This is a genomic window from Aquabacterium sp., from assembly GCF_021768455.1.
In the GTDB taxonomy this organism is placed as follows: Bacteria; Pseudomonadota; Gammaproteobacteria; order Burkholderiales; family Burkholderiaceae_C; genus Aquabacterium.
In genome coordinates this window covers 1-11,898 of the sequence record NZ_JAIZVX010000136.1, presented here as the reverse complement: position 1 = coordinate 11,898, position 11,898 = coordinate 1, and the positions used below count along the sequence as shown (strand labels likewise).

At 59.7% G+C, this 11,898-nt stretch carries 14 protein-coding genes; all 14 read right to left on the bottom strand.

Annotation, left to right across the window (positions count from 1 at the left end; genetic code table 11):
• Positions 1-100: 100 nt before the first annotated feature.
• Complete coding sequence (gene waaC, locus QZ994_RS15620; RefSeq protein ID WP_290873670.1) at positions 101-775, bottom strand: lipopolysaccharide heptosyltransferase I; 675 nt, start codon at positions 773-775, stop codon at positions 101-103.
• 9 nt (positions 776-784) lie between these two features.
• Entirely contained in the window at positions 785-1,462 is a 678-nt protein-coding gene (locus QZ994_RS15615; protein ID WP_290873667.1) for a DUF4254 domain-containing protein, read from the bottom strand.
• Positions 1,463-1,570: 108 nt separating this feature from the next.
• Positions 1,571-1,894 (bottom strand): hypothetical protein, encoded by a 324-nt coding sequence (locus QZ994_RS15610; RefSeq protein WP_290873665.1) that lies wholly within the window; start codon positions 1,892-1,894, stop codon positions 1,571-1,573.
• Between the two features lie 20 nt (positions 1,895-1,914).
• Positions 1,915-2,655 carry a glycosyltransferase family 2 protein gene (locus QZ994_RS15605; protein ID WP_290873663.1) on the bottom strand — a complete coding sequence of 247 codons (741 nt, stop codon included), beginning with the start codon at positions 2,653-2,655 and terminating at the stop codon, positions 1,915-1,917.
• A gap of 1 nt (position 2,656) precedes the next feature.
• The gene (locus QZ994_RS15600) at positions 2,657-3,280 is read right to left on the bottom strand and encodes an HAD family phosphatase (protein WP_290873660.1); all 624 of its coding nucleotides are present in this window, start codon (positions 3,278-3,280) and stop codon (positions 2,657-2,659) included.
• Positions 3,277-3,921 (bottom strand): hypothetical protein, encoded by a 645-nt coding sequence (locus QZ994_RS15595; protein ID WP_290873657.1) that lies wholly within the window; start codon positions 3,919-3,921, stop codon positions 3,277-3,279. Before QZ994_RS15595 ends, QZ994_RS15600 begins: the two co-directional genes overlap by 4 nt.
• A complete protein-coding gene (locus QZ994_RS15590) occupies positions 3,918-4,676 on the bottom strand; it encodes a glycosyltransferase family 2 protein (protein ID WP_290873654.1) in 759 nt (252 codons plus the stop codon). Before QZ994_RS15590 ends, QZ994_RS15595 begins: the two co-directional genes overlap by 4 nt.
• 2 nt (positions 4,677-4,678) lie before the next feature.
• Positions 4,679-5,806, bottom strand: coding sequence for a WavE lipopolysaccharide synthesis family protein (locus QZ994_RS15585; RefSeq protein ID WP_290873651.1), 1,128 nt, complete (start codon positions 5,804-5,806; stop codon positions 4,679-4,681).
• Positions 5,803-6,894 (bottom strand): glycosyltransferase family 1 protein, encoded by a 1,092-nt coding sequence (locus QZ994_RS15580; protein WP_290873648.1) that lies wholly within the window; start codon positions 6,892-6,894, stop codon positions 5,803-5,805. The genes QZ994_RS15585 and QZ994_RS15580 overlap by 4 nt, the downstream gene beginning before the upstream one ends.
• A complete protein-coding gene (locus QZ994_RS15575; protein WP_290873645.1) occupies positions 6,891-7,844 on the bottom strand; it encodes a glycosyltransferase family 9 protein in 954 nt (317 codons plus the stop codon). The genes QZ994_RS15580 and QZ994_RS15575 overlap by 4 nt, the downstream gene beginning before the upstream one ends.
• Positions 7,841-8,818, bottom strand: coding sequence for a glycosyltransferase family 9 protein (locus QZ994_RS15570; RefSeq protein WP_290873642.1), 978 nt, complete (start codon positions 8,816-8,818; stop codon positions 7,841-7,843). Before QZ994_RS15570 ends, QZ994_RS15575 begins: the two co-directional genes overlap by 4 nt.
• A 132-nt stretch (positions 8,819-8,950) precedes the next feature.
• A complete protein-coding gene (locus QZ994_RS15565; RefSeq protein WP_290873639.1) occupies positions 8,951-10,393 on the bottom strand; it encodes a glycosyltransferase family 1 protein in 1,443 nt (480 codons plus the stop codon).
• A gap of 175 nt (positions 10,394-10,568) precedes the next feature.
• On the bottom strand, positions 10,569-10,994 hold the full coding sequence (locus QZ994_RS15560; protein WP_290873636.1) for a YkgJ family cysteine cluster protein: 426 nt from the start codon (positions 10,992-10,994) through the stop codon (positions 10,569-10,571).
• On the bottom strand, positions 10,991-11,896 hold the full coding sequence (locus tag QZ994_RS15555) for a class I SAM-dependent methyltransferase (protein WP_290873632.1): 906 nt from the start codon (positions 11,894-11,896) through the stop codon (positions 10,991-10,993). The genes QZ994_RS15560 and QZ994_RS15555 overlap by 4 nt, the downstream gene beginning before the upstream one ends.
• Between the last annotated feature and the right edge of the window lie 2 nt (positions 11,897-11,898).

Genomic DNA, 11,898 nt, shown 5'->3' with positions numbered 1-11,898 from the left:
GAAACCCAGGGCGACAGCACCGTGCTGCGCATGCAGGACAGTTCGGCCAGCCAACCCTTGAGCGAAGCGGAGCAACACGACTTTGCCCAGTGAGCGCCTGCTACCGCGCCTGTTCCTGATCCTGCTGGTGGCCGTGCTGGCCCTGGCTGGCTGGCAGTGGCGCCACGGTGCCCCGCTGTCGGCCAACCTGATGGAACTGGTGCCGGGCAACACGCCGGATGCCCTGGAACTGCAAGCCGAACAGCGCATGCAAGAGCCGCTCAACCGCGAAATGCTGGTACTGGTGGGGCATGCCGACCGCCAGCAAGCAGTGGCGGTAGCCCAGCAGTTGGGCGGCGAGGGCGCGGCAGCGGTCGACGGCATGCAGTTCACGCGACACGTGGCCGGTGCGACCGTAAAAGAAGCTGGCCAGCGGTTCGCGGATGCTGTGGCGGTCGTAGCCGGCGCGTGGGCCGTTCGCAAAGCAGGCGAAGAGCGCACTTTTGAGCAGACCTTGCAGGTCGATCACCAGGTCGTAACGCTCGCGGCGCATTTCGGCGCGCCAGTGCGCGAGCGCAGCGCGTGTCTCGGCCGAGCGGAGCGACTTGCGCCACTTGCGCCATTGCAGCGGGATGACACGCTGGACGGCGCGGTGCTGGGCCGGCATCGCCGAGAAGCCTTTCTCCACCACCCAGTCGATCTGGACGCCGGGGATGGCGCGGGCCATGTCGGAGATGGCGGGCAGCGCATGGACGACGTCGCCCATGGAGCTGGTTTTGACGATGAGAACGCGCATGCGGCCGGGTCAGCCCTTTGACTGCAGGACTGCCTGCTCGGCCACCAGCGCGGGGTTGAAGCGCGGGTCGTTGTACATCTTGAACTGTCGGTAGACCTTGAAGTAGGCCCGGCCGGCTTGCGTGTCTGCCAGCAGTTCGTCGAGGCAGGTACCGAGGTCGCCGCGCTGCTGCAGCAGCTTGTCGAGCTTGACCTGGCTGCCGTCGCGGTGAGCCTGGTCGACGTCGGTGCGCAGCGTCTGCTCGCGCATGGCGTGGATCTTCAGCGCCATGATGGACATGCGGTCGATGATGCTGCCGGCGGTCTCGCTGTTGAGGCGGGCACCTGCGGGCACCTTGGCCACGGGCGCATCGGTCTGGGCCGAGGCGGCGTCCACCAGGCCGAGCTCGGTCAGCAGGATCTCGTCGACGCGCTCGGTGGCATCGTTGCGGGCCTGGTTGAACTTGTCGATGGCGCGCTTGTTCTGCGCGATCTCGTCACCGCTCACCGTGGTGCGGCGCGCCAGGTCTTCTTCGGCCCACAGGCTGCTGTTGAAGAAGTGGTTGGTGCCGATCCATTGCCACAGCAGGGCCGTGCGGTCCGTGCCATCGGCCACGGCAGGCTGGGCCACGGGTGGGCCGCCGGCGGCAGCCAGGGTGGTGTCGTGGAGGGTGGCGACTTGGGTGGAAAGCCGTTTGAATGTGGTCATCGGGGGGGTCTTTATGAGCTGCTATGGGTGCCGGGAATTCCACGCCTGTGAACCAAGAAAGTTCAATACATGACGTATTGAAATATCGACAGTGTTGAGCGATGGGGTCTATGCGCCCTGACCTGCTGCCTGTTCTGAACAGAGGAACTTATCGTTAGTGGCTCCGGGGAGCTTGACCACCACGTTGATTGAGTCTGTGATGGCTTCGAAGTCGGTCGCTTCACCCGGTGAAAGAACGATGATGTCCCCCTCACCCCATTCTTTCCCCATCATGCGAATTCTCCCGGTTACTACCACCGTGATTTCTGTCGCTATTTTATGGTAATGCTTGTCCTCCTTGGTGCCTGCGGCGTATTTCTTTACTGCCACCTCGCAGGATTCGGTGGGGAATAATGTTGGAGAGAAGTTTCCAACAAACCATCCTTTGACCATGGCGTCAATGTGTGCGCTTATCATTTTGTGCTCCACCCCTGCGATTCAATTTGATTTTCAAAACTTGTTATTTGGCGCTCGGATTTTAGCGGGTGGTATTGTTTCGCTTCAATCCTGTGTGAGCCGATTTTCCCTTGTTTAAGGATTATCTCATTGAAGGTTGGGCATATGTAGAATATTCCGTCCGTGCTGGCGCCTTTGCGGATCATTTCTTTGGCAGCCTCTACAAAATGGCTTCCTTTGGCAAACCAAAATATGCCTACTGTTGCCTCTCGACTAATTGGCCTCTTCTGCGCTGCCTCTACGATGTAGCCGTTTGCGTCGGCTTTAATGTAGGAATATCTTGGGTGGATTGATGGAAATGTGATTGTTCCGGCGTCCAGTTTTCTATTCTTGAAGTCGGCGATTATTTCAGGTAGGTTCGAGTCCACCAATTCGTTGGCGCTGATTATCAGGAGCTCATCATCGTTGTCAATGTGCTGTGCTGCTAGTAGTGCGGTGCACGCAGCTCCCTTGGTGGTTGCTCTGGTGATGGCTAGTGCAGATCGGGGAAATAATAGCTTGACAATGCTGTCAAGGTGGGCAGCTTCGACATCCTTTTCTTGTAAAGCAACAATAAATTTGGCTGAATCAAAGGCTTTCAAGCGATGCGAAATTGCCTCAATGAGAGGCGTTCCGTCGAATTCCGCAAGGCACAGCGGGAACTTTTCCTCCGTAGCGTCGGTCGGTTGATGTCCTGCGGCAAGAATTAGTACATTCATGTCAAATTCCGTTGATTTCTTCGATCATCTTTGAGATGTTCTCAAGGTTTGTTTCCGTAACGTCTCGCACTACAAGTACATGCGCGCCTGCGGCCTTTGCGGCCCTGATTCCATTTTCATTGTCTTCAACAACGAGGCATTCTTGCGGGGTCAATCCCAGGCTGTGAATTGCTTTTGTGTAGATCTCTGGATCAGGCTTCCCTTTTTTCACATCTTGGTTGGAGAGCATCACGTCAAAATAATCTGTCAAATGTGCTTTTTCCATCATCAATTCGACTGTGTCGCGAATGGAGTTGGAGGCAACTGCAATTTTTAAGCCTCTCGATTTTAGTTGGGATAGCGCGTACTCGTGGCGAAATGTCGGGCGGCATTGCGTGTGAATAATCTCAGTGGTATAGATTTGCTTCATCTCATTGATGAATTCATGTAGCTCAACCGGTAGGCCGGAGTCCACAGAGAGCATTTCTAATTTCTTTTTTGTGGGGAGACCATCATACGTTGTCAAGTGATCGTGACGGCTAATTCTGTATCCGAACAATTCAAGTGCACGGTTGAGCGCGTCATAGTGCCATTCCTTGGCATCAATCAGTACGCCGTCCATATCGAAAATTACCGCTTTGATCATGGCTTGCTGCTGTTTTTAGGTGCTGAGGAGAAGTAACTGCGTGCAAGTTCAGGGAGGTCTGTGCACAGGAGCAAATTTGGATTTTGCGCTAGAGGGCGAAGCAGATCCCATAAATCGGCGTGATCACGGCCATGGAGTTCCGCTGAGACGACGCAAACTTTCAAATTTTTTCTCAGGTAGCTTTCAATGAGCGCTCGGTCATACCAGATTGATTCGAATGCATCGAGCCATATGCCGGCTGATTTTTCTAGCCAAGGCGGATGTCTTTCGAACTCGCTGACCCTTATGAACACGGGGTTGCCTGCGGCAAGGTGATGTCGAGTGTCTGGGATCGACATGTCGAAAGAAAACCAGTCCAGCTGGCGCTCTTTCATGTGTTCAGCCAACTTAAATGCGAGGCCGTCTGATTTAATGTTGAGGGCTAATGGTAGTTCGTTGGTAAGGTTTTTGTATGATTCAAGGAAGTCTTTTAGTTTGATGGCGCCCCGCCTTGCAGGGTCATGGGATATTACCAGTTCGCCATCGAAATCTCTTATGTCCGTTTCTGTGCCGAATGCAAGGTTAAACGACCGATCAAATGCGATGTTGGTGTTCTTTTCCTCTTCGCTTTTCCAGTAGCCTCTGTGCGAGATGATTTTCATAGGGAATCCTCTTTTGCAATGTGGCTAACGGCGCTGTGTAGGAACAAATTAAGATCATCTGGGATGCCAAGGCCATACATGCCGCTGCCTTCGGATCCAATATTGTAGGGTCTGACTTTTGCGCCCTGAGATATCAGCGAGTTGTACGTGGGTGCCACGTAGAACTCATTATTCACCCTGTCGTCTGACTTGATCATCGATTCTGCTGCAGCCACAAAATCGCTTCCGCGGGAGAAGTTGTATATGCCTACCGTTGCTTCATTAGATATCACCTGTTTTTCAACAACTTTGGTTACGTTGTTGCTGTCGTCAAGGCCTACAAATGACCATTTTGGGTCATTGGCTGTCATGGTCATGATGAGGCCATCGAGCGCTTCCTTGTGCATGAATGAAAGATAATGATTGATGTCGTGATCGATGTACTGGTCGCTGTTTGCGATCATTAGTTGATCGTCATTATTTATAAGTTCCTTGGCGGCTAACACTGTACATGCCGCACCTTCCGTCAATCCATTGATCTCTATCACCTCACATCCGGGAGCCCAAGCGCTCAGCTTTGAGCGTAAATCATATCTTTGCACGTGATCTGCCTGGCAAATAAATATAAAGCGGTGGCTTTCGCGAGGGCGCAAGTTTTCGATCACAAGCTTAATCATCGGTTTGGAGTGAACCATGATGAGTGGCTTGGGGTCTGTGTAGCCAGCTTTGGCAAAACGACTGCCTGCTCCAGCCATCGGGATTACGATGTTGATCATGTTTACCTCTGTATGTTGCTATTTTCGTTTTTGATGGGTTGCCTGTGTTTTTTAGGCTGTTTTTTGAGTAATAATGCCGCGCAATGAAGTGTGAATTTAAATATCCAGAATAACGTTATGGCTGCTTCGGCTAGAAACTTGTGGCCATACATTCCAGATGTTGCTGCATATAATCGGGTTCTTTTTGAGTGTTTGAGTAGACCCTCGACGATCTTGAAGTCCAGTGCTGTTTGGCCATATATTTCGGAACTCCATTTTTGTCTTGGTGCTGTGCTGTCGAAAAATAATCTGTAAAGATATTCGTATTGACTCTTGGAATAGCAGGTTATTATGTCTGACTGGACTTGAAGGCGGAGTTTGTCTTTTTGGTGGAGAAGCCCGAATTCGCATTCGGGGATGATGATATAGTTGTTAATTAGCAGCTTTTGAGAAAGGGTGGCAAGCTGTGGTGTGCTCTCAGCCGCATGCTCCAGATTTATCTTGAAGCCACCTTTTACTAAGGCTTTGATGAAAATGTGTTGCTCTGGGACCCACTTGCAAAGAAGGTCTCGTTCCATCAGCGCGGCTTTTGTAGAAGGGTTCGTGCAGTTCTTAGCCCATTCAAATTCCTGCTGAGTGACTAGATCTATATCAAATAGCCTCTTTATGTCAGTTGTAAGGCCAAAGAGTGCAATATCTGCCGGATGGAAGAGGTATGGCCTTTTTGCTGTTTCAATCCGGCTGGCATATCGTGGGGCAACAATTTTCTCTTGGAAAAGTTTATGCTCCGATGATCGGGTTGTGTATTTGCCAAACGCTTCAATGAATCCGACACCGTTTAATACGCAATCTGATCGAAATTTTAGGGTGTAAGGGCGGCTTGCTTCATTTACGCCATTGATGGTTGATACTATCTGGCGATTTGTGTTGTTCAGTGCGCCGCCTGAGCTTATGGGTTTCGCTCCTGGATCTGTGTTGAGAATTATTTTGTTGAGTGGGAAGGTGATATTTGCTTGGCTACCCTCCCATGTTGATAGAATAATTTCGCAGTCGGGTAGGTGTTTTAGAATGCTATCTACGCATTTTTTTAGAGGTATGGGTTCGATGCTGCCTTGTATTACGACGGATATATCGCTGCTTTTGATTTTCATGATTTTTGCCCCTTGGATTTATATGTGTTTTTGTATTTTACTGCGGAGGTGTCCCATCTGTATTTTTGGGCGTGGGTGATGGTGCTCTGTGAAATTGATTCCGCTTCTTTGTTGTCAATTTTCTGTAAGACTTTATCGCGCATCTCGATTGGATGAAAATTCCTCCAATACTCTCCGGCAGGGCCGCATACTTCGGGTAGGCTCGTGCGTTCAGATACGATAATCGGCTTGCCAAAATACATCGCCTCGATCGGCGGCAACCCAAATCCTTCCAGCAGAGAAGGGAACAAAAACGCCTTGCAATTCGCGAGCAGCCAAGCCTTTTGTGCCTCGGGCACATCCGTCAGAAAGTGTACGTTGCGCAAGCCGAGGCGCGCCACATGCGCCCGGTGCTTGTCCACTTCTTCACTTTGGGGCCCGACCAGCAGCAGCGCCTGCTCGGGCCACACGGCGGCCATCTCGATCAGCGCGCCCACGTTTTTCGAGGGCGACATGCGGCTGATGTGCAGCAGGTAGTCGCCTTCGTTGAGGGCGAAGCCAGGGGGCTTCTCGCGCGGAGCCTGGCTCAGGTCGGCCACGCCGTTGTGGATCACGGTGGCGGGGGGCGCCCAGGGCAGGCAGCGGCGGATGTCGTCGGCCACGAACTGGCTGATGGCCACGAGATGGTCTGCGCGACGCAGGTGGCGGGTCAGGCGCAGGTTTTGCCACCACAGGCTCAGCCCTTTTTTGGCGTAGACGTGGTTCAGATCGTGCACCGTGATGAGCTTGCGACGGCTGTTGGTGGGCGGGCGGTAGCGCATGTGCTGGTGCAGGCCATGCCACACGTCCAGGTCGACCGGGAAGCGGTGGCGCAGGCGCATGGCATCGGTGAGTTCGTGGTACGTCACGTCGTGACCGAACATGCCGTGCCATTGCTTGGGCAGGATGAAGTGGAAATGCCAGTTTTGCGTGGCCTTGAGTTCGGCCGCCTGCCCGGCGAATTGCAGGGCGAGCTGGCGAGAGAACTCGGCCAGACCTTCGTTGAAGTGCTTGATGTGGCCAAACTGCAGGGCCACGTGAAAGGGTTTGGCCGTCGATGGCGTGGTCATGGGCGCACCTTGTTGACGGCCTGAAGGACCTCGTCCAGGGCAGGCCAGCCTTGCGCCGGTTTCAGCACGGTGACGTGTTCGCCCTGCGGCCACCACATGTCGGCGGCATCGGGGCCCAGCACGCTGACCACATGGCCGTTCACCGCGGCGGCCAGGTGGCCGGGGCCCGTGTCGTTGGAGACGGTGCAGCGCGCGCGCAGAGCCAGCGCGGCATAGGTGCCAAGGTCGACACCGCTGAGCAGCTTGGCGTCGGGGTGCTCGCTTTGGGCCTGGGCTTCTTCGCCTGGGCCGGGGCAGATCACCACGTCCAGGCCTTGCAGGTGGAGTTGGCGCGTCAGCTCAGGAAAGGCCGGCCAGTGCTTTTTGCCGGTGGTGTCGGCCGCACCCGAGAAGGGGCAGGCGAGCACAAAACCATGGGTGACCAGGTCGTGGGCGTGCATCAGGGCCTTGGCCCGTTCGTGCTGGGCCTCGCTGGGCGAGAGACCCAGCTTTTCGGGGCGCACGGTGCCCACCCGGGCAAAGTGGGTGCCCACGCGCCAGTAGTTGTCGGCGGCATGCAGGCCGTCGATCCAGGGTACGCCGTGGGCCAGCAGCATGGAGCGGCCATCGCGCTGGTAGCCGATGGGGCGCAGGCCGGCCAGCCGGCCCTCGAGGGCGCTGGAAAACGAGCTGGTGAACAGCAGGTAGTTGGGGCGTGTGGCGAAGCTGGCGTCGGCCTCGCCCAGCTGGCGTTTGAGCTCGCGCAACTGGGCGATGGCCTCGCCGCGCTTGGCGGGACGCACGTGCACCGGCCAGCCGTGGCCTTCGAACAGGCTTTGGGCCCAACGCTTGCCGATCAGGTGCAATTCGAACCCCTGCGCTTGCAGCATGGTGAGCGTGGGCAGCGAGAGGGCGGCTTCGCCCACCCAGTTGCACAGGCGGACGATGAGGGGGCGGCGCGGGGCGTTCATGCGTTCAACAGGGTGTGGGTGGCCTGCATCACGGCCTCGACCGTGGGCCAGGCCGGCCGGGTGCCTTGCACGATGGTGTTCTGCGGGCCCCAGGGGCGCCACTGTTCGGGTTTGGTCGGGCCGAGCACGCTGAGCACGCGCGTGCCCACGGCGGCGGCCATGTGGGCCGGGCCTGTGTCGTTGGAAATGACGAGGCTGGCGCGGTGCAGCAGGCCCAGGTAGGTGCCCAGTCCGACATCGGGCAGGCTGAGGGCGGCCGGGTGTTGGTCGCGGGCGATGCTTTCTTCACCGGGGCCAGGGCAGGTCACGATCTGGCGGCCCAGCGTGCTGAGGCGGTGTGTGAAGGCGGGGAAGTCGGGCCAGCGCTTGTCGAGTCCGTCGACGTCACCCGCCGCAAAGGGGACGATGCAGACGAAGCCAGGCTGGATGCCGTGGCCGGCCAGCAGGGCATCTGCCGCAGCCTGGTCTTCCGGGCGGATGCGCAGCTGGATGCGATCAGGGGGGGCGCCCGTGTGGCCGGTGAGCCGGCATGCCAGGCCCCAGAAGCCTTCGAGGGCGTGGTTGGGCGGGTCGGGTTGCCAGGCTTGGCGCAGCAGGAGGCGGCGGCCGTCACGGGCGTAGCCGGCGGGCTTCAGCCCTGCCCAGCGCATCTCGAATGCGCTGGAGAACGAATTGGGCATCAACAGGGTGTTGGTGCGGTCGTTGAAGCCTGGATCCTGGCTGGCGCAGGCCGAGCGCAGGGCCTTCAGCTGCGCGATGCGTTCACCAAAGGGGCCGGCGCGCTTGGTGCAGGCCCAGCCTTCCCCGGCGAGCAGCGCGCCCGCCCAGCCCTTGCCGTACAGCTGCAGGCTGTGGCCATGGGATTGCAGGAGGTGCAAGGCGGGCAGGCCGAGCACCACGTCGCCCACCATGTTGCACAGTCGGATGACAAGAGGGCGGGGCGACGAGGGCACCTGAGAGGACGGTAAAGACATTGGCCCAATTTTGCCAGCGCATTGCCCGCCCACCGACCCGATACGCCGTCTTTTGGTGCGTGCATCCTCCCGAATGGTGAGGGGCTCCTGCGTCGTCTGGGGCGAGACCGCGCCCGTGCGCGCTGACCCGCCTCAGGCGGCCAGGATCGGTGAAGACCAGGCGATGGCGTGGGCGGGGGGCGCAGTCTGCGCGCTGCGGCGGGAATGGGCTTCGCTGGCCTGGATGGCCGCGTGCATGTCGGCGGCCACCAGGGTCCAGTCACGCAGGGGGGCGTGCAGCACCTGCTGCGTCCACAAGGCCAGCAAGTGGGGGGTGGTGATCAGCAGGCCGATGAACTGAGACCAGGTCTCAGGGTCATCGGGGGGCAGGCAGGGTGCAGCCTGGCCCAGGACCTCGGGCACCGAAGACGCATTGGAGGCCAGGCACACCTTGCCCAGCCAGGCGGCCTCGCCCACCGGCAAGCCCCAGCCTTCGTAGAGGCTGGGGAAGACGGTGAACCAGGCCTGCTCGTAGCATTGGGCCAGTTCGGCATCGGTGGGCGCCGGGAGGATGCGCACCTTGGCCTGCAGGGCCGGGTCCTGGGCCAGCAGGCGCTTGAAGGCTTCGGTCTTGCTGCCGTACTTGCCACAGAGCACCAGTTCCGGCGTCTGCTCGCCAAAGCGCGCCAGCAGTGCCTGCCAGACGCGGAGCAGCAGCACCTGGTTCTTGCGGGCCTCGATGGTGCCCACGCACAGCACCTGTCGCTGGCCAGAGGGCACGTCGGTCACCTCGCTCAGGTCCATCACCGTGCGGCGCGGCAGGTCGCCGAACTCGTGCGCCAGGGGCACGACCTGCACGTCTTCCAGGCGCACGGCGCCCAGCATGGCCTTGACGAAGTCGCGGGCTGTGTAGTGGGACACGGCCATGAAGCGGTTGGCCACCTGCGGAAAGATGTGCATGCGCTGGCGGAACAGCCTGACCTGCCCGTCGGTGCACAGGGCCGGGGCGGCATCGGGGATGACGTCGTGCACCAGCATGACCACGTCGCCCTCGGCCCGGCGGTGTGCCTGGGCCAGCTGGATGACGGCGGGCTGGTCCCAGTAGGCGCCGAGGAGCACCAGCTTGTCTTGCGCTTTCAGGCTCAGCGGCTGAGCCTGTGTGGCGGCCACCGGTGGGGTTTTGCTGTCGCGCCATTCTTCGACGCCGCGGGCCAGCAGGCGTTCTGGCTGCAGCAAAGCGGTCAGGTAGAGCTGGCCTTTGAGCACGCCCCGCAGCCATTTGCGGTCTTCATACGGCTTGAGCAGGCGCTTGACTTCGTAGCGAGGGGGCATGAGGCCGCTCTGGATCTCGCCCAGCGTGCGAAGGAAGCGTCCACCATGGAATTCGGCCCGCCGGTGCGTGAACACGGCGCGGGCCGGGATGCTCAGGTGCTGGCCACGTTCGCTGCTGTGGAAGCACAGGCGCACACGATCGCCCTGGTCGCCGTGGGCCAGTTCAGACAGGATGCGCCATTGCACGCGCTGGATGCCCGAGACACGGTTGTGCCCTTTGGCGTACTGGACGAGATCGGTGACATCGAAGTAGGTGGTGGACACGGCTGACAGGCTCCGGCTGAACGACGTCGGTGAGTAGACGTCGGCCGGGCGCCGGAGGGTGTCTCGCGGGGGAAAAGCTCGGCAAAGAAGCCGGCTCGGGCGTGTCGTGGCGGTGCGCTGTGGTCGCTTGCGTGAAGCGGGGTGTGTCTTGGTAAAGAAGTGTGGCCGGGTGTGCTCAGTTGTCAGGGGCCGTGGCGGGCGGGCGCGTGCTGCGTGCGCCGTAAGGGCAGTGGCCAGGCCGGGGGCTGACTTGCGGGTGCTTGCGGCAGGTGTTGGGGCGCTTCTCGTAGACGGTGCAGCGGCGCGTTTGCGCGTCGAGGAAGCGGCAGTCGCCGCTGGCGCGGCGGGCCAGGGTGAAGATTTCGTGCTTGAAGTTGAAGTGGTCGATGAGGCCCGCCTTGCTCAGGCGCTTGGCGATCTGTTTGGGCGCCTCGTGTTCGGCCTCGAAGGGGTCGACCAGGCCCAGGCGCACGAGGTCGCCCAGCTTCACCTCGACGGGCATGGTGCAGCAGTTGGCCATGCAGGTGTCGCACAGGCCGTTGCGGTAGCGGGTCCAGGTGTCGGGGCGGTCCACATCGACCACGTAGATCGAAGACTTCATGGCAGGGCAGGGGCTTGGTACAGCAGGACCTTCAGCGCGCGCTCGGGCGAGGCGTCGGCGAAGGCGGGAGGGTTGGGCAGGCGCTCGATGAAGCGCAGTTGCGGCGCGAGTTCGGTCATCTGGTCCTGCAGGAATGCCTGGCCCAGTTCGGGCGCGTTCAGGCAGAGCAGGGCATGGCCGCCGGGGTTGAGCAGGTCGTCAAGCCGGCGCATGAGGCGGGCGTAGTCCTTGGTGGCGACGAAGCTGCCCTTCTGGTAGCTGGGTGGGTCGACGATGACCAGGTCGTAGGGACCGCTGCGTGTGAGTTTGCCCCAGGTCTTGAAGAGGTCGTGGGGCAGGAAGCTGGCGCCGCTGACGTGGCCGTTGAGCTGGTGGTTCTGTTTGCCCAGGCCCAGGGCGCCGTCGCTCATGTCGAGGTTGGTGACCTGGCGGGCGCCGCCTTGCAAGGCCGCAACCGAGAAGGCGCAGCTGTAGGCAAAGAGGTTGAGCACGGTGAGCCGCGGGTGGCTGGCGGCGTGGTTGCGCACCCAGCGGCGGCCTTCGGCCATGTCGAGGAAGAGGCCGTGGTTCTGGCCCTTGAGCACGTGCACGCGGTAACGGGCGCCGTCTTCCGTGACCACATGTGGCTCGGGCACGGTGCCGGCCATGAGGCGGGTCTCGGCGCGGCCTTCGTGGCGGCATTGGTAAACCCAGTTCAGCGCTTGGCCTGGGGCGATGTCGGCCCAGCGGGCCTGCAGGGCCGCGTGGATGGCGGCCAGTTCTTCATCGCTGGCTGGCTGGAAGCTGGTGAGGACCAGCACGGGCGGGAAGGCGTCGAGCACCCAGTGTTCGCAGCCCGGGTAGAGGCCGCCGCGGCCGTGGAAGAGGCGCTGGGCGTCGGTGGGCAGGGCCATCGTGGCGATGG

Excerpts from the sequence above, each read along its gene's own strand:
- waaC (WP_290873670.1), bottom strand. The coding sequence starts at position 775 with ATGCGCGTTCTCATCGTCAAAACCAGCTCCATGGGCGACGTCGTCCAT.
- QZ994_RS15615 (WP_290873667.1), bottom strand. The coding sequence starts at position 1,462 with ATGACCACATTCAAACGGCTTTCCACCCAAGTCGCCACCCTCCACGAC.
- QZ994_RS15610 (WP_290873665.1), bottom strand. The coding sequence starts at position 1,894 with ATGGTCAAAGGATGGTTTGTTGGAAACTTCTCTCCAACATTATTCCCC.
- QZ994_RS15605 (WP_290873663.1), bottom strand. The coding sequence starts at position 2,655 with ATGAATGTACTAATTCTTGCCGCAGGACATCAACCGACCGACGCTACG.
- QZ994_RS15600 (WP_290873660.1), bottom strand. The coding sequence starts at position 3,280 with ATGATCAAAGCGGTAATTTTCGATATGGACGGCGTACTGATTGATGCC.
- QZ994_RS15595 (WP_290873657.1), bottom strand. The coding sequence starts at position 3,921 with ATGAAAATCATCTCGCACAGAGGCTACTGGAAAAGCGAAGAGGAAAAG.
- QZ994_RS15590 (WP_290873654.1), bottom strand. The coding sequence starts at position 4,676 with ATGATCAACATCGTAATCCCGATGGCTGGAGCAGGCAGTCGTTTTGCC.
- QZ994_RS15585 (WP_290873651.1), bottom strand. The coding sequence starts at position 5,806 with ATGAAAATCAAAAGCAGCGATATATCCGTCGTAATACAAGGCAGCATC.
- QZ994_RS15580 (WP_290873648.1), bottom strand. The coding sequence starts at position 6,894 with ATGACCACGCCATCGACGGCCAAACCCTTTCACGTGGCCCTGCAGTTT.
- QZ994_RS15575 (WP_290873645.1), bottom strand. The coding sequence starts at position 7,844 with ATGAACGCCCCGCGCCGCCCCCTCATCGTCCGCCTGTGCAACTGGGTG.
- QZ994_RS15570 (WP_290873642.1), bottom strand. The coding sequence starts at position 8,818 with ATGTCTTTACCGTCCTCTCAGGTGCCCTCGTCGCCCCGCCCTCTTGTC.
- QZ994_RS15560 (WP_290873636.1), bottom strand. The coding sequence starts at position 10,994 with ATGAAGTCTTCGATCTACGTGGTCGATGTGGACCGCCCCGACACCTGG.